9 protein-coding genes and 3 rRNA genes are annotated in these 22,743 nt (G+C 43.1%); 8 read left to right on the top strand and 4 right to left on the bottom strand.

Annotation, left to right across the window (positions count from 1 at the left end; genetic code table 11):
* Positions 1-202 precede the first annotated feature (202 nt).
* The 3 genes from EJ103_RS16410 to rrf all read left to right on the top strand — a co-directional run bounded on the left by EJ103_RS16410 (position 203) and on the right by rrf (position 5,231).
* Positions 203-1,738: ribosomal RNA gene (locus EJ103_RS16410) — 16S ribosomal RNA — on the top strand.
* 288 nt (positions 1,739-2,026) lie between these two features.
* Positions 2,027-4,913 (top strand): 23S ribosomal RNA (locus EJ103_RS16405).
* A 203-nt stretch (positions 4,914-5,116) separates the two neighbouring features.
* A 5S ribosomal RNA gene (gene rrf, locus EJ103_RS16400) occupies positions 5,117-5,231 on the top strand.
* The 16S, 23S and 5S rRNA genes sit together here, the layout of an rRNA operon.
* A 356-nt stretch (positions 5,232-5,587) precedes the next feature.
* On the opposite strand, the gene EJ103_RS16395 is transcribed toward rrf, so the two are convergent.
* Positions 5,588-6,115, bottom strand: coding sequence for a sugar O-acetyltransferase (locus tag EJ103_RS16395; RefSeq protein ID WP_126008676.1), 528 nt, complete (start codon positions 6,113-6,115; stop codon positions 5,588-5,590).
* A gap of 193 nt (positions 6,116-6,308) precedes the next feature.
* Between EJ103_RS16395 and EJ103_RS16390 the strand changes: the two genes are divergently transcribed.
* The 5 genes from EJ103_RS16390 (at position 6,309) to EJ103_RS16370 (ending at position 15,370) form a co-directional block, all read left to right on the top strand.
* On the top strand, positions 6,309-9,749 hold the full coding sequence (locus EJ103_RS16390) for a PKD domain-containing protein (RefSeq protein ID WP_126008674.1): 3,441 nt from the start codon (positions 6,309-6,311) through the stop codon (positions 9,747-9,749).
* Positions 9,750-9,933: 184 nt separating this feature from the next.
* Positions 9,934-10,698, top strand: a complete 765-nt coding sequence (locus EJ103_RS16385; protein ID WP_126008671.1) for a DeoR family transcriptional regulator — start codon at positions 9,934-9,936, stop codon at positions 10,696-10,698.
* A gap of 46 nt (positions 10,699-10,744) precedes the next feature.
* On the top strand, positions 10,745-12,565 hold the full coding sequence (gene glmS, locus EJ103_RS16380; RefSeq protein ID WP_126008669.1) for a glutamine--fructose-6-phosphate transaminase (isomerizing): 1,821 nt from the start codon (positions 10,745-10,747) through the stop codon (positions 12,563-12,565).
* Positions 12,566-12,677: 112 nt separating this feature from the next.
* The gene (locus tag EJ103_RS16375; protein WP_126008667.1) at positions 12,678-13,865 is read left to right on the top strand and encodes an alpha/beta hydrolase-fold protein; all 1,188 of its coding nucleotides are present in this window, start codon (positions 12,678-12,680) and stop codon (positions 13,863-13,865) included.
* Between the two features lie 206 nt (positions 13,866-14,071).
* The gene (locus EJ103_RS16370) at positions 14,072-15,370 is read left to right on the top strand and encodes a DEAD/DEAH box helicase (RefSeq protein ID WP_126008665.1); all 1,299 of its coding nucleotides are present in this window, start codon (positions 14,072-14,074) and stop codon (positions 15,368-15,370) included.
* A gap of 100 nt (positions 15,371-15,470) precedes the next feature.
* Here EJ103_RS16370 and EJ103_RS16365 read toward each other — a convergent pair whose 3' ends face one another.
* The 3 genes from EJ103_RS16365 to EJ103_RS16355 all read right to left on the bottom strand — a co-directional run bounded on the left by EJ103_RS16365 (position 15,471) and on the right by EJ103_RS16355 (position 22,691).
* A complete protein-coding gene (locus EJ103_RS16365) occupies positions 15,471-18,692 on the bottom strand; it encodes a S41 family peptidase (RefSeq protein WP_126008663.1) in 3,222 nt (1,073 codons plus the stop codon).
* 154 nt (positions 18,693-18,846) lie between these two features.
* Positions 18,847-20,247 (bottom strand): 5-methyltetrahydrofolate--homocysteine methyltransferase, encoded by a 1,401-nt coding sequence (locus tag EJ103_RS16360; protein ID WP_126008661.1) that lies wholly within the window; start codon positions 20,245-20,247, stop codon positions 18,847-18,849.
* Positions 20,248-20,279: 32 nt separating this feature from the next.
* On the bottom strand, positions 20,280-22,691 hold the full coding sequence (locus EJ103_RS16355) for a TonB-dependent receptor (RefSeq protein ID WP_126008659.1): 2,412 nt from the start codon (positions 22,689-22,691) through the stop codon (positions 20,280-20,282).
* Positions 22,692-22,743: the final 52 nt, after the last annotated feature.

Genomic DNA, 22,743 nt, shown 5'->3' with positions numbered 1-22,743 from the left:
CTCGTACAGATTGAGTTCTAACAGCCAAGCTACTTAGGTAGTGAGGCAAACAAATTTAGAGTCTCAATTGAAACTGAGTGACCAACAGCAATAACTTACTTAGGTTTTACTTAAGGAAAGAATTGCAGCACAGTCAATTCAATATCGAAAGATATTAAATAAATTCAGAATTCATTGAGCTGTCGAAAGACACAAAACTTTTTAATTGAAGAGTTTGATCATGGCTCAGATTGAACGCTGGCGGCAGGCCTAACACATGCAAGTCGAGCGGTAACAGAAAGTAGCTTGCTACTTTGCTGACGAGCGGCGGACGGGTGAGTAATGCTTGGGAACATGCCTTGAGGTGGGGGACAACAGTTGGAAACGACTGCTAATACCGCATAATGTCTACGGACCAAAGGGGGCTTCGGCTCTCGCCTTTAGATTGGCCCAAGTGGGATTAGCTAGTTGGTGAGGTAATGGCTCACCAAGGCGACGATCCCTAGCTGGTTTGAGAGGATGATCAGCCACACTGGGACTGAGACACGGCCCAGACTCCTACGGGAGGCAGCAGTGGGGAATATTGCACAATGGGCGCAAGCCTGATGCAGCCATGCCGCGTGTGTGAAGAAGGCCTTCGGGTTGTAAAGCACTTTCAGTCAGGAGGAAAGGTTAGTAGTTAATACCTGCTAGCTGTGACGTTACTGACAGAAGAAGCACCGGCTAACTCCGTGCCAGCAGCCGCGGTAATACGGAGGGTGCGAGCGTTAATCGGAATTACTGGGCGTAAAGCGTACGCAGGCGGTTTGTTAAGCGAGATGTGAAAGCCCCGGGCTCAACCTGGGAACTGCATTTCGAACTGGCAAACTAGAGTGTGATAGAGGGTGGTAGAATTTCAGGTGTAGCGGTGAAATGCGTAGAGATCTGAAGGAATACCGATGGCGAAGGCAGCCACCTGGGTCAACACTGACGCTCATGTACGAAAGCGTGGGGAGCAAACAGGATTAGATACCCTGGTAGTCCACGCCGTAAACGATGTCTACTAGAAGCTCGGAGCCTCGGCTCTGTTTTTCAAAGCTAACGCATTAAGTAGACCGCCTGGGGAGTACGGCCGCAAGGTTAAAACTCAAATGAATTGACGGGGGCCCGCACAAGCGGTGGAGCATGTGGTTTAATTCGATGCAACGCGAAGAACCTTACCTACACTTGACATACAGAGAACTTACCAGAGATGGTTTGGTGCCTTCGGGAACTCTGATACAGGTGCTGCATGGCTGTCGTCAGCTCGTGTTGTGAGATGTTGGGTTAAGTCCCGCAACGAGCGCAACCCCTATCCTTAGTTGCTAGCAGGTAATGCTGAGAACTCTAAGGAGACTGCCGGTGATAAACCGGAGGAAGGTGGGGACGACGTCAAGTCATCATGGCCCTTACGTGTAGGGCTACACACGTGCTACAATGGCGCATACAGAGTGCTGCGAACTCGCGAGAGTAAGCGAATCACTTAAAGTGCGTCGTAGTCCGGATTGGAGTCTGCAACTCGACTCCATGAAGTCGGAATCGCTAGTAATCGCATATCAGAATGATGCGGTGAATACGTTCCCGGGCCTTGTACACACCGCCCGTCACACCATGGGAGTGGGTTGCTCCAGAAGTAGATAGTCTAACCCTCGGGAGGACGTTTACCACGGAGTGATTCATGACTGGGGTGAAGTCGTAACAAGGTAGCCCTAGGGGAACCTGGGGCTGGATCACCTCCTTATACGATTTAGAACTTATTTGTTCGTAGTGTCCACACAGATGATTGTTAGTTAGTTTTACCCTTTGGGTTTAACTGATTAATATGCTCTTTAAAAATTTGGAAAAGCTGATAATAAAATTCTGATAGATATTCGTATTTATCAAGAGTTTTCAAAAGTAAAAAAGAATGATAGCAGTATCATTCAGTGCCAATTTAATCATTTATGATTAATTGGTATCTACTTTAGTATTCAATATTAACTTCTGGCGAAGTTAAACTGTCACTAACAAAGACCCGTTTGGGTTGTATGGTTAAGTGACTAAGCGTACACGGTGGATGCCTTGGCAGTTGGAGGCGATGAAGGACGTATTAACTTGCGATAAGCCTAGTCAAGCTAGTAAAAAGCGCTTGAGACTAGGATTTCCGAATGGGGAAACCCACCTGCTTGCAGGTATCGTTAACTGAATACATAGGTTAACGAGGCGAACGCGGAGAACTGAAACATCTAAGTACCCGTAGGAAAAGAAATCAACCGAGATTCCGATAGTAGCGGCGAGCGAAATCGGAACAGCCCTTAAGCTTATTATGTGTTAATGGAAGGCTCTGGAAAGTACCACGATACAGGGTGATAGTCCCGTACATGAAAAGACATTTTAAGTGAAATCGAGTAGGTCGGAGCACGTGAAACTTTGACTGAATATAGGTGGACCATCATCTAAGGCTAAATACTCCCAACTGACCGATAGTGAACCAGTACCGTGAGGGAAAGGCGAAAAGAACCCCTGTGAGGGGAGTGAAATAGAACCTGAAACCGTGTACGTACAAGCAGTAGGAGCCTACTTGTTAGGTGACTGCGTACCTTTTGTATAATGGGTCAGCGACTTATATTTTGTAGCGAGGTTAACCGATTAGGGTAGCCGTAGGGAAACCGAGTCTTAACTGGGCGAATAGTTGCAAGGTATAGACCCGAAACCCGGTGATCTAGCCATGGGCAGGTTGAAGGTTGAGTAACATCAACTGGAGGACCGAACCCACTAACGTTGAAAAGTTAGGGGATGACCTGTGGCTAGGAGTGAAAGGCTAATCAAACCGGGAGATAGCTGGTTCTCCCCGAAATCTATTTAGGTAGAGCCTCGGACGAATACTTACGGGGGTAGAGCACTGTTAAGGCTAGGGGGTCATCCCGACTTACCAACCCTTTGCAAACTCCGAATACCGTAAAGTAATATCCGGGAGACACACGGCGGGTGCTAACGTCCGTCGTGAAGAGGGAAACAACCCAGACCGCCAGCTAAGGTCCCAAAGTCATAGTTAAGTGGGAAACGATGTGGAAAGGCCCAGACAGCCAGGAGGTTGGCTTAGAAGCAGCCATCCTTTAAAGAAAGCGTAATAGCTCACTGGTCGAGTCGGTCTGCGCGGAAGATGTAACGGGGCTAAACTATGCACCGAAGCTGCGGATTCATCTTAGGATGAGTGGTAGGGGAGCGTTCTGTAAGCGGTTGAAGGTGTACCGGGAGGTATGCTGGACGTATCAGAAGTGCGAATGCTGACATGAGTAACGATAATGCGGGTGAAAAACCCGCACGCCGGAAGACCAAGGGTTCCTATCCCATGTTAATCAGGGTAGGGTAAGTCGACCCCTAAGGCGAGGCCGAAAGGCGTAGTCGATGGGAAACGGATTAATATTTCCGTACTTGGTATAATTGCGATGGGGGGACGGAGAAGGCTAAGCAAGCATGGCGATGGTTGTCCATGTGAAAGTGAGTAGGCTAGCGACTTAGGTAAATCCGGGTTGCTGTTAGGCTGAGACACGAGACGAGCACCCAAGGGTGTGAAGTTGCTGATGCCATACTTCCAGGAAAAGCCTCTAAGCTTCAGATTATACCGAATCGTACCCCAAACCGACACAGGTGGTCAGGTAGAGAATACTAAGGCGCTTGAGAGAACTCGGGTGAAGGAACTAGGCAAAATCGTACCGTAACTTCGGGAGAAGGTACGCTCCTATCTGTGATGAGACTTGCTCTCTAAGCGGACGGGAGCCGCAGTGACCAGGTGGCTGGGACTGTTTATTAAAAACACAGCACTGTGCAAAATCGCAAGATGACGTATACGGTGTGACACCTGCCCGGTGCCGGAAGGTTAATTGATGGGGTTAGTTTTCGGACGAAGCTCTTGATCGAAGCCCCGGTAAACGGCGGCCGTAACTATAACGGTCCTAAGGTAGCGAAATTCCTTGTCGGGTAAGTTCCGACCTGCACGAATGGTGTAACCATGGCCACGCTGTCTCCACCCGAGACTCAGTGAAATTGAAATCGCAGTGAAGATGCTGTGTACCCGCGGCTAGACGGAAAGACCCCGTGAACCTTTACTACAGCTTGGCACTGAACATTGAACCTACATGTGTAGGATAGGTGGGAGACTTTGAAGCAGCGACGCTAGTTGTTGTGGAGTCGTCCTTGAAATACCACCCTTGTAGTTTTGATGTTCTAACGTTGGCCCCTGAATCGGGGTTACGGACAGTGCCTGGTGGGTAGTTTGACTGGGGCGGTCTCCTCCCAAAGAGTAACGGAGGAGCACGAAGGTTGGCTAAGTACGGTCGGACATCGTACGGTTAGTGTAATGGTAGAAGCCAGCTTAACTGCGAGACAGACACGTCGAGCAGGTACGAAAGTAGGTCATAGTGATCCGGTGGTTCTGAATGGAAGGGCCATCGCTCAACGGATAAAAGGTACTCCGGGGATAACAGGCTGATACCGCCCAAGAGTTCATATCGACGGCGGTGTTTGGCACCTCGATGTCGGCTCATCACATCCTGGGGCTGAAGTCGGTCCCAAGGGTATGGCTGTTCGCCATTTAAAGTGGTACGCGAGCTGGGTTTAGAACGTCGTGAGACAGTTCGGTCCCTATCTGCCGTGGGCGTTTGAGAATTGAGAGGGGTTGCTCCTAGTACGAGAGGACCGGAGTGAACGAACCGCTGGTGTTCGGGTTGTCATGCCAATGGCATTGCCCGGTAGCTACGTTCGGAACTGATAAGCGCTGAAAGCATCTAAGCGCGAAGCAGGCCTCGAGATGATTTCTCACTAGACTTTTAAAGTCTCTGAAGGGCCGTTGAAGACTACAACGTTGATAGGCAAGATGTGGAAGTGGTGTGAGCCATTAAGCTAACTTGTACTAATTACCCGTGAGGCTTAACCATACAACGCCAAACGCGTTTTGTGACAGAAACAAGCGACAGAAGTTAATAGCTAAAGTAGATAGATACTTAGACTTAAAAAATATTATCAGATATTTTCCAAATTTATGAGGTGACTCTTAGCGCGTAGCGTTAACATTGAGGCACCTTGCGCAAAGGAAAAAGAAGCACTACGTGCTTGTCATTAATCCTTTGCACCTAATTTGCTTGGTAACCATAGCGTTTTGGACCCACCTGACCCCATGCCGAACTCAGTAGTGAAACGAAACAGCGCCGATGATAGTGTAGCATTTGCTATGTGAAAGTAGGACATTGCCAGGCTCCAAATAAGAGAAACCCGTTACAGCGATGTAACGGGTTTTTTGCTGTCTGGGATTTAATAAATAGCCAGACCCATGGCTAACTCATCAGAGAAGTAAAACAGCTCGAAGGCGAGCCCCACGGAAGGCCGCCCCGACACAATGATAGTGTAGCATTTGCTATGTGACTCTCTACCGCTGTGGGCACTACGACATCGCCAGGCTCCAAATACAAGAAAGCCCGACTCGAAAGAGCCGGGCTTTTTTACGTCCACAGGAAAGTGAAAAAAGCACTCGTAATGAATTCACTTTTAAACCTATCACGTAGGTTGGGCGAGTAAAGCAGCGACTCCCGACGCAAAAAAACATCGATTAGAATTATAGGGTTCTTATCTCACGAGCTGGATTACCAGCAACAACAGTATCCGCCTCTACATTTTTAGTAACTACAGATCCCGCACCAATAACACTGTTATCCCCAATGCATACGCCCGCTAAAATAATTGCACCTGCGCCAATCCACACGTTGTTGTCTATTGTAATAGGAGCAGCAAAGTTTTCTTTATTCAGTCGCTGTGTAGGGTTAACAGCATGGGATACAGTCAATAGCTGAACATTAGGGCCAATTAAGCAGTCATCACCAATGCTGATAGCTCCTTCACTAATTGGGGCATCTAATACCGTACAGTTAATGTTTATGAAGCTACGATCACCAATAGCTATTTGATTACCATAATCGCAATGAAAACCAGATTCTATAATTACGCCTTCACCACATTGAGCGAATAGCTCTTTAATGCGTTTTAAATTACCTTTACTCGGGCTTTTATTGAAGAGTCGGCATATTTCGCCTGTTTGTTTACGTAGGGCTAAAAGCTCTTTGTTTAAGCTATTAAATGGCTGCATTAATTTCGCTCTTTGTTGGGTGTCCAATTACTGTTCTAGGTATTATCGCATGGTTATATATGTTTACTGAGATGATGTTGTAACTTTTATACTAAGGCCGAGGTGAAGAAGCTCCATGATCAATACTAGATTTTATTTTAAAGCTTTTAAAAAAAAGATAATGATGTAAAATTAATGTAACAGGGAGCAAGTGATGAAAATTAATAAATCAATCCAAGTACTATGTTTAATAACTCTTTTAAGTGGTTGTGGGGGAGGGGGTGGTGATACGAGTAAACCAGTTAATAATGATTCTGGCTCTTCAGGAAAAGCTGAATTTGTTAAGCCTGACTATCAAAATACGCCTATTTATAACGGTGAAACATCTTTATTCGAAATAACAGCAAGTAATGTAACTCAACTAACTACTCAGTACTCATATTTACTAGATAGTCTTAATTCCATTGTATTTGGTGAGGATTATCAAAATCTATTTCTCCACGACCCAGTGCTAAGTAATCAATCTGATCATTTCGGTTGTGTTACAGGCTCTACTGTAATGAAAGAGGAAGAGGCTAATCAGCACTATATAATTACTTATAACAATTGCTCTGCTGCTGGGTGGGTTTTTAATGGGCAATCTGATATTTATATCGAAAGCTCTAACGCTGAATTTGTTCTTGAATATGGAATAGTACCCAATTTAACAATTAGTAACGAAGTGCTCGGTGTTGTCTACTCAACAGAAGGTTTTGCTATTGCTAGTAGCGAAGAGGAAAATAGTGACAGTAGCGCTATTGTAAATATCCTATTCAAAGGTTCAGACGAAAGCTCGCATGATATTCTATTTTCGGATGTAAGGCTTGATGCAGTTTTAGATGCAACTAATATTGGATATGGAATTGGTTTTAATGGTGATATTTTTTTTAGTGATTTAGGAAAGTTAACAGTAAAAACGGACAAATTCTATCCCAATAATGATATAGCGTTGCCTCCGATTGTTGGTGCGCAATACAGCTTTGTATCACAAAATACTGCTTTAGCTGAGCTTAAGGGCAATGACATTTCGAGCATACGTTTAACTAATGAGTTTATACCACTAGAGTTTTATTTAGCAGATCTAGACGATGTTTATAACAATGAAGTCAACTCTGTTCCTAGGGCTGATATTTTAGCCCCTGACTCAATTAGAAGAAACTCTATAATTACACTTGATGCATCGCAGTCCAAAGACCCTGATTTAGAACCATTAGGTTATGAGTGGAAATTAACAGCTTTTCCTGAAAATGCTAGCTGGCAGATTAGCACAGGGAGTAAAATAGAATTTCTTGGAGATCTACCTGGTCTTTATCGTATTTCGTTAACAGTTGTAGACCCAAGTGGCGCAGAAAATACTGCAGAGCATGAGTTCAAATTAGAAAAACTCCCTGCAATTGTTTCTGATATTACTGCATATGATGAAATAGAATTAGGTGAACACTATACAGCCATTATTAATTTGTCTAATGATGAAGTCGATGGTCCTTTTGAGTACAAAATAGCTTATGGGCCTAGTAATATCTCGATTTCAGAGCAAGGAGAGGTTAATTGGTTAAGCAACGCGCCTGACTTTGGTAGTAATTTAAAGGTAAATTTTGCTGTTGATATATCAAACTCTGATACTCAAACAAGAGCTAAGCATCAAATCAACCTTCACTCACGTGGTGGCGTAGATAATCACTCAGTTGGTTATTTGAACAACTCAACATCCGGTGTAGCTTCAATTAAGCTTTCGAACAATAAAAGGGGTGTATTACGCAGTAATGATGATTATGTCTTAAATCTCAGTGAGACAGGGTTTCTAGAATACAATAAATGGATACCTCCCTTACCTTTAAATGCTGAGCATGTAGGTGCATTTCTTAATCAGTCAGGGACGCAACTAAATTGGCTCAGTATTACTTACAACCAAGAGGCAGCTAAACATCAAATATTTTTAAGTAATGAGGACTCGAGTAGTTTGCTCATAGATGATGTTTCGGCTGAGAATTATAACTCTATGGTATTTGATTACAACGGCGATGATATTGAAGATATCCTCCTTTCGGCGGGTCATTCATATGATAGTTATCTTATTAATGGGAATGATCTTTCTATCACTAAGCTTATTGTTGCGCCGGACCTTTCACTTAATTATTCAAATAGCTTGATTCAAGTTTGTGATTTGAATAATGACGGCTTTAAAGAGTTAATTGATAGGGGAAATATATTTGATGTCAAACAGAACAAATACCTGATAGAGCCATACTCTGAATATGAATTTAAGGCGTTTACCAGTGGTGGTAATTGTCGTGTAACTAGGTATAAAGCCTCCGATCACTATAGTGAACTAATTTGGTGGGAAGATGGTGAACTGCAGGTTAGTATTGAAAAGTTTGAGACTAATTTCCATGATGGAATTTCAATCGGCCTTGAGGTAGATAGTCCCTATAGTCATGTTTACTTTTCTAATTCAAAAGAGCTTCATTACTTTGATCAGCAGTGGCAACTGTTCTCTGTATCTATTGATGAAAACCCCTTTGGGAGAGTAATAGGAGCTGTTGATTTTGATAATGATGGAGTACAGTCTTTATTAGTAAGCAAAACAGATAGTTTAGAAGGAAGTTATTTATACGAAGAATATACGATGCAAAGCTTTAGCTATGAGAATGGGCGATGGCAGCTTGAATATTCATCAGTGCCTCAAGGTCAACTTCCTAATCTTCATATAGTTGGTGCTGTTAATGATACGGTTAGCGTTTCAGATTTTGGCCGTTCGGCTCAGATAACGCACAATAATGCACCTGTTACTTTCACTGGAGAGATGCTGTTAACGCAAGATAATGAAAATCAAATTGAGTATTCATTAACTCAAATCAATAACGAGACATTTATTGTTAAACGCAATATAGGTTCAACCAGTGTAATTTGGCAAACTAGCGTTTTAGAAGTGACTTTTTCTAATTCGTATGATTTTTCTTTTACAGAGTCCGAAACACACTTGAGTTTTAAAAGTGGTACTAGATATTTCACAATTGTAAAACAAACAGGTGAAGTCGTATCAAGAGTCTTCTTTCCTTACTTGCCGTCTGAAGAGATGTCAAAAATAATAATAGGTTATTACGATTTAGGTATAGCTTTTTACGAAAACCCTAGCTTATCACCCATTTCAATTGACAGTAGCAATTGGCCTGTTCCTTTAGATTTCTTACAAGAATCAACAAGCCATGTAGCGCATGTACACGCTATCCAGCTAGATTCAGATCCTCAACTAGAGCTAATAATTGATTATCGTACTTTTGGTAGTTTCGATGAGGAAGGTGGTTTAATAGTATTAGATACGAAAACGAAAGCATTAGAAATTTTGGATGGGCAACAAACTAAGGGCTTTACAATTTACCACAAAGAGAAAATCCTCGATGAGGCTATAGGTGGCGTTTATGGCCGTAACTATTTGGCGCAGTACTCTATAGAAAAAACAATTAGCCTAGTGGATAAGTTATCAAATCAAGTTATTTGGGAGAGTCCACAAATCTCGAATAATTACCACGATGTACTAATTCAAAAAGATGAGCGTGATTCTTGGAGTTTATATATTTTAGGTAGTGAGTTTTTAACATACCCATATTTGAACTAAAAAATAATAGCGTGCTCAGTAATCTAGTTTCTAGCTCATTGAGCAAGCTAGAATGTTTCACCACATCTACATACTGTTAAATTAAAAAGCGCACATTGCGCTTTTTTTACTCGTTCACTTGCCATTTAACTAGTTTCGTTTAGAATTGCACATCTTTCGAAACGAAACTTAACCTACGAGCTTTATGACCAAACGAAACACCCAGCAACGCCGTCATTTAATACTTACTCAGGTAAATGAGCTAGGTGAAGTGGCTGTTGAAAAGCTTGCGGAGCAGTTTCAAACATCTGAAGTCACCATTCGTAAAGATTTAACCGCGCTTGAAAAAAGTGGCTTATTACTGCGCCGTTACGGTGGTGCTATTGCACTGCCTAAAGAAATTGTTAGCGACGAAATAGACTCTAAGCGCAAAGTAGCAATAGCAAAAGCGGCAGCCTCACTTATAAAAGATCATAACCGCATTATTATTGATAGCGGGCGCACTACGGCCGCTATGATTCCAGAGCTTGCAAATAAGCGCGGGTTAGTTGTAATGACCAACGCGATTAAAGTGGCGAGCCGTTTACTATCACTTGAAAACGAGCCAACACTTTTAATGACTGGCGGAACATGGGATCCGCATTCTGAGTCGTTTCAGGGGCAAGTTGCCGAAAACGTATTATGCTCTTATGACTTTGATCAGCTATTTATTGGTGCTGACGGCATAGATGTAAAACGCGGCACTACTACCTTTAATGAGTTAGTCGGCTTAAGCCAAGTAATGGCAAAGGCCGCCCGTGAAGTAATCGTTATGGTTGAATCAGATAAGATTGGCCGAAAAATACCAAATTTAGAATTACCGTGGAAAGTAGTAACCACATTAATAACCGATACTGGCTTAGCAGCAGATAAACGCAAAGCGATTGAGGCGTGTGGTGTAAAACTAATTTGTGCAGAGATTATTGATTAGTAACTACAAAGTGAGTTACTAGAATTAAAAAATTAATGGAGACACTATGTGTGGAATAGTTGGGGCAGTTGCAGAACGTCCAGTAAACAGAATATTAGTTGAAGGTCTTAAACGTCTTGAATACCGTGGCTACGACTCTGCCGGTGTAGCACTTTTAGAAGGCTCTACGCTAAATACTATAAAAGCCGTCGGTAAAGTAGTAAACGTAGAAGCCGCACTAGAAAAAGCAGGCGTTAGCGGTCATACAGGTATTGCACACACACGTTGGGCAACACACGGTAGTGTTACAGAAGAAAACGCTCACCCGCATGTATCAAATAACCAGCTAGCACTTGTGCATAACGGTATTATTGAAAACCACGCAAGCCTACGCGCATCGCTTAAAGAAGAAGGCTACGAGTTCTTATCTGAAACCGATACCGAAGTAATGGTGCACTTAATTCATAAGCTTCGTAAGCAACACACTACGTTACTTGCATCTGTTCAAGCAGCGGTTAAGCAATTTGAAGGTGCATTTGGTACAGTTGTATTTGATAAAGCAAACGACAACGAAATCATTGTAGCGCGTTCAGGTAGCCCACTTGTTATAGGTTTAGGCCTTGGCGAGAACTTTATTGCCTCTGATCAGCTAGCACTATTACCAGTTACCCGTAGCTTTATCTTTTTAGAAGAAGGCGACGTAGCCCGCATTACGCGTGATACAGTAGAAATTTTTGATGAAAATGGCGATGCTGTAGAGCGTGAAGTTGTTGAATCAAACATCACGCAAGATGCTTCAGGCAAAGGCGATTACCGCCACTACATGCTAAAAGAAATCTACGAGCAACCACTTGCGGTACGCAATACCCTTGAAGGACGTTTAAACGACGACCGTGTAGCAATTGATGCCTTTGGCGACAGCGCTCAGCAAATATTTAAAGACGTAAAACACGTACAAATTATTGCCTGTGGTACGTCATACCATTCAGGTATGGTTGCACGTTACTGGCTTGAGCAATTTGCGGGTGTTAGCTGTAATGTAGAAATAGCTTCTGAATTTAGATACCGTCAGTCGTATGTACATGAAAATAGCTTACTTGTGACTATTTCTCAATCGGGTGAAACTGCCGATACGCTAGCGGCATTACGCCTAGCTAAAGAGCAAGGTTACATGGCATCAATGACCATTTGTAACGTACCGGGTTCATCGCTTGTACGCGAATCTGACCTTGCATTTATGACTAAAGCGGGCGCTGAAATTGGCGTAGCTTCTACTAAAGCATTTACAACACAATTAGTTGGTTTGTTAATGCTTACTGCGTCTATAGCGCAAGAAAAACAGCTTGATCAAAGTGCTATTGTAGATGCTATAAAAGTACTACCTGCTAAGCTTGAAGAAACATTACTGCTTGCTGATGGTATTGCAGACCTTGCAGAAGAGTTTGCCGATAAACATCACTCACTATTTTTAGGTCGTGGCTCGCAATACCCAATCGCAATGGAAGGTGCGCTTAAACTTAAAGAGATTTCGTACATTCACGCAGAAGCCTACGCAGCGGGCGAACTAAAACATGGGCCACTTGCGCTTATAGATGCCGACATGCCAATTATTGTTGTAGCACCAAACAATGAGCTATTAGAAAAGCTTAAATCAAACGTAGAAGAAGTACGCGCACGTGGCGGCATTATTTACGTATTCGCAGATAAAGATTCACACTTTGAGTCAGACGACACAATGCGTGTAATCAACGTAAACCACACTGACGACATTATTGCGCCAATTGTTTACACATTGCCATTACAGTTACTGTCGTACTACGTAGCGGTAATTAAAGGCACTGACGTTGACCAACCACGTAACTTAGCTAAATCGGTTACTGTTGAGTAAAATCAAAAGGTTGGTAATTACCTGTTAAAGATAAAAAGGCGCTTAATGCGCCTTTTTTTGTACCTTAAAGCCTGTTAGATTAAATAACACACTATTTTCAAAAGGATTAGTCATGCGTATATTTACCGCTGTTTTTATATGTAGTTTATTTATATTTTATTCTAGTAGCACACTTGCAGAGCCTGATTTAAAACAGCAAACCATTAGCTATACGCAACAAACACATACTATTAATTCAGCCGTTTTAAACGAAGAGCGCACAGTTGTAGTCCAGCTTCCAAAGAGTTATCAAGCTAATCCAAACAAAGTTTATCCGGTCATTTATCGCCTTGATGGCGCGGGTAACATACCACTTATAAGTGCAGTGATGGAGCGTTTACAAAATGATAATCGTGCGCCTGAGGTTATTATTGTCGCTATTGAAAACACCAATCGACTCAGAGATTTTTACCCCACAGTTAATAAAGAACCACAAGGCCCGGTAGGTGAAGGCGGTGGTGCAGCAAAGTTTTTAGCATTTATTGAGCAAGAGCTTATGCCCTTGATTAATAAAAGTTATCGTACGCATAATTATAATGTGATCGCAGGGGCCTCTGCAGCAGGCGTGTTTTCACTTTATACAATGCAAGCTAACCCTGAGCTTTTCCAAGCGCATATTGCGTATAGCCCTGCCGTTTGGTGGAACTATGGTGCATCGGTAAAAGCAACTAAGACCTTTATTAATAAATCAAAAAACCTAAATAACTATGTTTACATTAATATAGGCGAAGAAGCAGGCATAATGCGTGAGCGATATAATGAGCTGCAACAAGCTTTAGAATCCAATAGCTTGCCAAGTCTACGCTTCTTTAGTGACGCGTTTGATAGTGTCTCGCATAACCTGACTTCGGTTGCTGGTTCATTTAATGCCTATCACAACTTATTTTTGCCTAAACAAATGCCCATAAGTGCTTTAACTGACGATGTAACCTCTATTGATGCTTATTATCAAAAGTTATCTCAGCAATGGGGGGAGCAGATTGCGCCACCGGATCGCGCTGTTAGATCACTCGGTTATAATTTAACGGGCAGCAAGCAATTTACCCGTGCTATTAAAGTGTTTAAGTACAATATAAAAAACCACCCAAAATCAGTCGATGCGTTTTCAGCCTTATCTTATGGCTATGAAATGCAAGGCGATACTCGTCAAGCGCTTGAACAGATGGAGTCTGCTTTAGCCATTACAAATGACTCATATCCTTATATAAATTATTTAAGAGAAACAAAAGCTAGGTTACAAGCAGAACTTAGCAAGAACTAATAATATTGCTAACTTAGTTGTTGGCTTTTTATGAAAGCCTCTTTAAGTTTGGAGTGTTCAGGGTGACAGTCAAATTTCCTCGAAGCTTGTAGCTCGACGCTCGCAGCCATTACTTAAACCACATTAAAATCACTAATCCCTACTTAATAAGTGCTAAATACGCTAAAATTACAGGCTACTTTTTTAGCAATGAGCCCGTAATATTCATGACCTCAGCAACAAGCCCTAGTACCTTTAACGATCTTGGCCTTATTCCAGAGCTACAAGCTCGTTTAACCGATTTGGAATATAGCCAACCTACGCCAATTCAAGCTAAGGCGATTCCAAGTGTACTTGCTGGTAGCGATTTAATTGCGGGGGCAAATACCGGCTCAGGTAAAACTGCAACGTTTGCTTTACCTATGCTACAAAAGTTATTTTTAGAGCAAGGCGCTAAAAAAGCAGCGAGCAAAGGTAATTTTGTCACTGGGCTTATTTTGGTACCTACGCGCGAGCTTGCTACGCAGGTGGCCGATAGTGTTAAATCGTACTCTGCAAACTTTAATGGCGCCATTAAAACGGTGGCGGTATTTGGTGGTGTGTCGGTTAATACACAAATGCAGGCTCTACGCGGCGGCGCCGATATTATCGTGGCAACACCAGGGCGTTTGCTCGATTTAATCTCAAGCAATGCTATTAAGCTCGATAAAGTAACTACCTTAGTGCTTGATGAAGCCGACCGCATGTTAAGCCTTGGCTTTACCGAAGAGCTTGCTGAGTTATTAGCGTTAATGCCTGCTAAAAAACAAACTATGTTGTTTTCAGCAACCTTCCCAGAGCAAGTCACACAATTAACGCAAGAGCTGTTAACCAACCCTGTTGAAATACAAGTTCAAAGTAAAGACGAAAGTACCTTAGTACAGCGCGTATTTACGGTTAATAAAGGCGAAAAAACCACGGTTTTAGCGCATTTAATTAAAGAGCATAAATGGCGCCAAGCGCTTATTTTTGTAAACGCTAAAAAAGACTGTGAGCACTTAGCAGGTAAGCTTGAAAAGCGTGGTATTAACGCACAGGTATTTCATGGTGATAAAGGCCAAAGTGAGCGTACTCGCGTAATTGAAAAATTTAAAGCGGGCGAAATAGAAGTACTTATAGCCACCGATATAGCAGCCCGAGGTTTAGATATTGCCAAACTGCCTGTTGTTATTAACTTTAACTTACCGCGCAGCCCCGCTGATTACATGCACCGTATTGGCCGAAGCGGCCGTGCCGGTGAAGTTGGCCTAGCGTTATCGTTAATTGATTACGAAGACTTTCATCACTTTAAAATAATCGAGAAAAAAAACAAACTGCGTTTAGAGCGTGAGGAAGTAACGGGTTTTGCGGTAAACCAAGCAAACCTTGATGCGGCCCTTGCACTTAAAAACGAAAAGCCAATGGCAAAGCCTGAAGGCACAGGTAAGAAAAAGAAGAAAAAATCCAACCAAGAAGATGACGTATGGAGCGGCTGGAGAAAAAGATAAGCCTTAATACATATAAGTTATTAAACTCGAATTAATAAAAACCCTGCAAATTATGCAGGGTTTTTTTTATTGGTATTAGATTGTTTAGCTATGCAGCAAATTAAAACTTAGACGGTGCTGGTGGCACTACTAAAGGTTGCTTAGGGTTTTCTTTAAGCTCCTTTAATAACTCTTGTACAGCACGTTCTATTGATGGATCTTGGCCTTTATAAATAAGCTCTGGGCGATCAACCACTTTAATATCAGGTGCAACGCCTTCGTTTTCTATAATCCAGTTACCTTGAGTATCTAAAATACGGAATGTAGCAGCAATTACTTGCCCGCCATCTACAAGAGCAGGGTTGCCAGAAATACCAATTAAGCCACCCCATGTACGCGTACCAATTAGCTTACCTAAACCCGCTTGGCGGAAGTAGTAAGGAATTGCATCACCGCCTGAGCTTGAATAGCCGTTTATTAGCATTGCTTTAGGACCGTCGTGCGCAAACTGTGGCGTTTTAGTCGGCTCGGTGCCTCGGCGTTTCCAATAGTTAAGTGGTTTACGTGCAAGCCAGGTGATCATGTGCTCAGGAATATAGCCACCGCCATTGTAACGGTCATCAATAATCATGGCGTCTTTGGTGGTTTGCGGCATGTAATTTTTAAACATGGCGCGGTTACCTTCATACGCTGTATTTGGCAGGTGTACGTAGCCAATACGCCCATTTGATAGCTTATTTACGTAGGCTGCACGCGAGTTAACCCAATCTAAATAACGTAGGCCTTGTTCACTAGCTACTGGTTTTACAGTTACTTGCCATGCGCCTTTACTATGCGGTTTGCTGTTTAGCACTAGCTCTACTTGCTCGCCTTGGGTGTTTTCAAGGAGTTCGTAAAAGTTAGCAACGTCTTTAACCGAGCGGCCGTTTACCGCAATTATGTAATCGCCGTTATGTGCTTTTACGCCTGTGGTGCCTAGCGGAGAGCGGAAATCGTCATGCCAGTTTTCACCTTTAAAGATTTGCTCTATTTTTACATAACCCGATGGATCGCTTGCAAGCTTAGCGCCTAATAAACCATGGTTTTTACGCTCGGCTTTTGGCATATCGCCCGATTGCACGTAAATATGGCCTGAGTTAATTTCGCCGGCAATTTCGCTAAGTATGTAATCAAGGTCACTACGATGGCTAATAGCATCAGCCATAGGTTGGTATTTAGCTAAAATAGCATCCCAATCTTGGCCGTGATGGTTTTCGTCGTAGAACCAGTCACGCAGTGTGCGCCAGCCTTCTACGTACATTTGTTGCCACTCAGCTTGCGGGTTAATTTTAAGTGTCATTTTACTTAAATCGAGCTTGTTGGCGTCTAAGTCTTGCTTTAGTTTAGGCTCTATTAAGCTGTAACCGCCACTTGTATGTACAAGCAGGTGCTCGCTATTGCTCGATATAGTGTAATTGCTAACGCCTTTAGCCACGGTTTCTAGCTCGCTATCGTGTTCGGTGCCTATAAGTTGTAATCCGCCATTGGCAAGTGTCAGTACGCCGTCTTTTACTGCGGTTAAGCCACGGTAATCGCCCGCAGGGGCATTAAGTGCGGTAACACGTTGCATAAAGTCGTTGCTTTGCAGTGCGTTTTTAACTTTTTTGTCGTCTTCTTTTTCGTCTTCTTTATCTTTTACAATCGTGGTTTCGTCACTTTGTAAGGCAATAAGCGGTTTAACACTGTCGTTTACTGCAGCCGCATAAATACGGGTGGCGCGGTTAAACATGTAGTCAAACTCGTAACTGCTAAACGCAAGGTTAAAGTCGCGCTCAGAGCTAAAGTAAAGGTATTGGCCATCTGGCGAAAAAGTTGGGTTTTGCTCGTTACTCATTTCGTCTGTTAGGCGCGTTACCTCTTCTTTTTTAAGGTTGTAGTGCCACAGTGAGGCATAACGATTTTCGTTATTTTTAACATACACAATGTCTTGGCTGTTAGGCGACCACGTATACTGAGTAATGCCGTCTTCGTCGTAAATGCCGGTATCAATTTTGTGTTGCTTACCCGATTTTGCATCTAACCACCACAGTGTGTGGTTTTTATCTGCAAACAACAGCTTAGTGCTATCGGGTGACCAAATAGGCGTAAAGCGCCAAATAGTGCCATTACTAGTGAGTTGTTTAATGGCATTATTTTTACTGCGATCTTTTAGGTAAATTTCGTACTCGCCGCTTTCATCGCTCATGTAAGCAATGTAACGCCCATTTGGCGACCAGCTTGCGTCTATTTCACGGCTCTTATCTGTGTACGATAAGTTACGCGTAGGGCCTTGTTTAACAGGTACACTAAATAGCTCGCCACGGGCTGTAAATACAGCACGTTTGCCATCGTGAGAAATCGACATAGAATCAATAAAGTCGCTCACATTTTTGCTGTACGGCATAGCGTATTGGCGCACACCTGCAATGTTAATGCTCAGCTTAGTGCTTTTTTGTGTTTTTGCGTCAAAGCGATATAAGTAACCGCCGTTTTCGAACACAATCGCATTAGGGCCTGCTGAGGGCCAAAGTACGTCAAAGTTTTTAAAGTTGGTGAGCTTTTTAGGCTCACTGCCTTTGCGATATTGGTAAAGGTTTAGTGTGTAATCACGATCAGATACAAAATAAATATTGTCGCCAACCCAGGTAGGTTGCTGGTCGGTTGCACGGTTAGTGGTAAGTTGCTCTGAAGTGTTATTTTCTAAATCGTAAATCCATACGTCTTGCGCACGGCCGCCACGGGTGCGTTTCCAGGTACGAAGCTCACGGTCAATGGGTGTGTAAACATACTTGCTACCATCAGGTGAGAGCATACCGCCGCCAGTTTCTGGAATGGCTAAAGGCTGCTCAAGGCCACCGTCGGCAGGGACCATATAAGGGCGACCCATACGTTTGCCCCATGGTGTGCGGTTTGCTCTAAACACCACATTTTTACCATCGGCGGTCCAATCTAAAACGCGGTAATCAAAACCACCACGCGGCGGCATTGGGCCAACATCGTTGTAGTATGTAAGCTGCTTTAGGCCTGAACCATCGCTGTTGATCACATATACTTGGCGGCTGCCGTTATACTCAGCCGAAAACGCAATGCGCTTACCATCAGGAGAAAACTTAGGAAATGTTTCAAAACCAATATGGTCGGTTAAGCGTTTGCTTTCGCCGGTTTGTGTATTAGCAATATAAATATCGCCGCTGTAAACAAAGGTCACGTTTTGGTTATGAATATCAGGAAAGCGTAGTAAGCGAGTGTCTTTAGTTTCATAGGCCGATACGCTCGGTGCAATAACCGCAGCCAAGGCAAGCGCCAATGTTGTTAATTTTTTCATGGGATTACATCCTATATTAATAGCTGTTACATCATAACAATAAGGTTATAAATAGCGATGCACTTGCGATAAAAGGTCTGTTACAAAATGTGAATAAAAAAAGGTTGGCATTAAAACGCCAACCTTCAGGGAGTACTCTTCTTAAAGAGTGAAATTAGTGGTCGTGATCGTCTTCTTCTTCCTCTTGCGCAATACCAAGCCAAGTAATTGCACTAGGAGCAAAAGTAAGCTCAACCTCACTTTCAATTTCTAAGTCTTCAAGGTGTACTTGCACAACGTGCTGAGCAATAGGGTCGGCTACATAAGCAAACTGACCATTTTGCGCCACTGTCATGCTAAAGCTCATGCCCTCTGGCATGGTTGATACATCTTGCTCGGTAATATCAACTTGGCCTTTAAGCTCCCAATGCATTTCGCCATCATGGTCGTGTGCACTAAATACATTTAAAAAGCCTAAGCTGTCTAATATTAAAAAGTGCTCGCCATGGGCAGAAAAAGAGTACGACACAGCACTTGCGCCATCGGCTAGTTGCCATTCTAGTTCTTCCATTTGTGCTGTTGCTGGGTTAATAGTTACAATTACGGCTTCGCCGCCACCATGGCCAGATGCTACGCCAATAAAGCTCTCGCTATTTTCGTGGCCATAAATACTACCAATGCGTAAATCGCCAACGGCTGCAATGTTCGCTATTTTTTCAGCTTCGTATTCATCATCGTGCTGGTGGGCTAATAACACGCCATCGCTACAACCAAATGCCACGTAGTCGTGGTTTTGTGCAGCACCGTGTAAATCAGGGCACGTAAGGTCTAAGGTTTGTTCTAGCTCATATTCACCATCATGAAAATGATAAACACCTACTTGGTCTGGCAGTACTTTAGCAACCGATGTGCTTTCGCTGTCATCACGGCGAAGTGTTGATAATAAATGCTCGCCGCGAGGCTCTGCTACGCCATGCATATTAATATCGTAGCTAATACCCGGTAGCGTTGCTGTTGCGCTGGTTATGTCGTTATCTGTTAATACTTCAACAGAGGCAACCGTGCCTGAGTCTGCATCACCATCATAAAAAACAGCTAATTGGCCATCGTGTTTTACAAGGTGAGTAGGGCGGCTGCCACTTGTTAGCTCATAACTGCTAGCTGCTGGGCTTTGCTCATAGTCGTGTAAATGCTCGCCATGGTCTTCACGCCATAAACCACCATCAATAAAGCCTAAGTAATCTTGTGCGCGGCTTGCAATAACGGCATAACGAAAATCAGGTGATGACGATAGCGTGTTTGAATCATTCGTCAGGGTAAATGTTTCAAGTAAAGCGTTGTCATCTAGGTCATAAAAGCTGGCTTCGTTGCTATCGCCTGCAAGCACAGCTAATCTGCCCAATGAATCAATTGTGTAGCCATCATCATGGTCGTGATCATCATCGTCATGATCGTGCTCGTCTTCTACAACAATAGGGTCTTTTTCTACAATATTGGTCTGGGCATCGCCACAGGCTGTAATAAATGTAATGCTAATAGCCAGTGCAATAAGCTTTAATTTGTATAGTTTTTTCATGTTTATTTCCTTTAATTATAATTTTTTAATGCTTAAAAATAACCGCGAATGCCTAGCGCAAAGCTACGTCCTGGACGTGGTGCTATATCTTTTACAAACGAGCTGTGCACGCGTGCTTCTGTATCTGTTAAGTTGGTGCCTCGCAGGTACACAGACATATCTTGGTTTAATACTGAAAGGTCGTAAGAGATGCTTGCATCAACCAATGTGTAGCCGTCAGTTGATGTTTCTTGTGGGGCTGTGCGGTCTTGCTTTTGATAGCGAGTAACGTGAATATGTGCACTGAGTTTATCTGTTTGATAGCTTAACTCGCTGCCAAAACGAAGCGGTGGAGTACGGGGTAAATCGCCGCCGTCTTTAAGGCGTGCACGAACGTAATCTGAGAATAAATCCACTTTAAATTCATCGGTTAACTGCCACGCAATTTGCGCTTCAAACCCGTGTAAAATTACGTCGTCTGTTTTAAATAAATAAACCGGCAGTTCTGATGAATGGTCGTGTTCGTCAGCGCCTTCTTCTTCATCGCCATGGTCGTGGCCACTTTCGGCGAATAAACCGGTATCTATTTGGTAATAGTAATTATCTACTTGGTTGTAAAATGCATTTAAAATAAAGCCAACATCACCTTGGGTTTTACGCAGGGTTAAATCGATATTATTGGCTGTTTCTAGGTCAATTGTTTGATCAGATAAACCTAAATGGCCGTCTTCATCTAAATCAAACAGTGCGCCTACTTCGTAGGTACCAGTACCAATGTGTGGCCCAAACGATAACAACTCAGAAGCAGAAGGCGCACGTTCAGAGCGCGATACAGAAAGCCCTAAATTATAGTTAGGTGTAAAATCCCACACTACGCCTGCAGATAAACTGATTGGCGTAAATTCATGCTCTACGTCAAATACACGAGTGGTCTCTGCGCTTTCTTCGTGGTCGTGATCATGCTCGTCGATTTCTTCTGCTTCATCGTGTGCGTGAGCGTCAATATTTGGTAGTAATACGTCGCCTGCTTCAATGGTTACACGCTCAATACGCCCACCTAACTGCACTAAAAAATCACCAAAGTGCCTTTCTTCCATTAACGCTACAGCAAAGCTTTCGGTTTCTGATGGAGGGGTAAAGGCCTCTTCACCTTGTGCTTCAACATCGCTTTGTTTGTAATGAAAGCTAATGCCGCCATTCCACTCGCTAAATTGGTTATGCAGTAGGTCTATGCGTAATTCGTTGGTTTCGTTTTTAAAGGTAGTGCCAACAGCGCCGCTCTCAATTTCAGCGTGTTCGTAGTCGGTATGGCCAGCGCGGAGATTTATTTTGTTTAGCCATTTATTATCTAGGTTGTACTCACCTAATAATTGCACTTTAGTTTGCTCTAAATCAGCAAATACGCTTTCTTCTTCGTCGTTGTGTTCTTCCTCTTCTTCCTCGCCATGCGTATGACCAGGAATACCGTATTGACGATTAAATTGCTCTACTGCTAAGCCAATAAAGCCGTTATCCATTAAATAGCTAGCGCCAACAGTAAAACCGTCAGACTCTTCATTACTGTTTTCAACTTTGTAATCGCCGCGATGCTCTTCACCATCGCTATCTATATCAGCCGCTACAGGCACCTCGTAGTCATCGGCTTCACGCCAAAATGCATCGGCGTAAAAAGCTACCGAGTCTGTGCCTGTGGTGGCATTAAACGAGGCCACTTTTTGGTTATCAGCAGAGTTCTGTTCTAGGTTCCACTCGCCGCGTGTTGTGCTGTCGGTTGGTACGCGGTTATCTACCACATTTACTACGCCACCAATGGCGTCACTGCCATAAAACAGTGTTGCAGGGCCGCGCAATACTTCAATTTGTTGTGCGGTAGACGCTTCTGATGCAACAGAGTGATCAGGGCCAACGCGCGACACATCACTTACATCAAGGCCATTTTGAGTAATAAGTACACGCGGGCCGCTTAAACCACGAATAATTGGTGTACTGGCTACCTTCCCGTGAAAGTTAGTATTAACGCCTGGAAGTTTTTCAAGGCTGTCGCCAAGGGTTGCAGCTTGTTGGCGCCTTAGTTGTTCGCCAGATAAAACACTAACAGGCGACGCAGATTCCATTGCCGACATATGAATAGGGGTTGCTTCAATATCAATAACTTCAATAGGTGAGCGCTTTAAATTAAACGTAACTGATTGGTTTTCATCATTCGTTATTGTTATATCTAGATGGAGATGCGCATAACCAGGCGCTACAACGTGAAGCTCTTTTAAGCCATTTTTTAGCTCGGTTATTACAAATTTACCGTTTTCATTGGTGGTTACTTTAAGGTCTGAGCCTTCAACTTCTACCGTTGCATTGGTAACTACTTTACCTTTGTTGTTTAGAACAACGCCTTCAATTGTGGATGCAAGCACACTTGCAGGTAATAAAGCTGCAATGAGCACAGCTAATTGTGATCTACGTTTCATTTGACTGCCCTGTTGGATGTTATATTATATCAATTATGCGAGAAATGTTATA

It is taken from the genome of Pseudoalteromonas sp. Xi13, assembly GCF_003952205.1.
Classification (GTDB): Bacteria; Pseudomonadota; Gammaproteobacteria; order Enterobacterales; family Alteromonadaceae; genus Pseudoalteromonas; species Pseudoalteromonas atlantica.
Note: the sequence above shows the minus strand (reverse complement) of the source record. Positions and strands in the feature narration are given on the sequence as shown.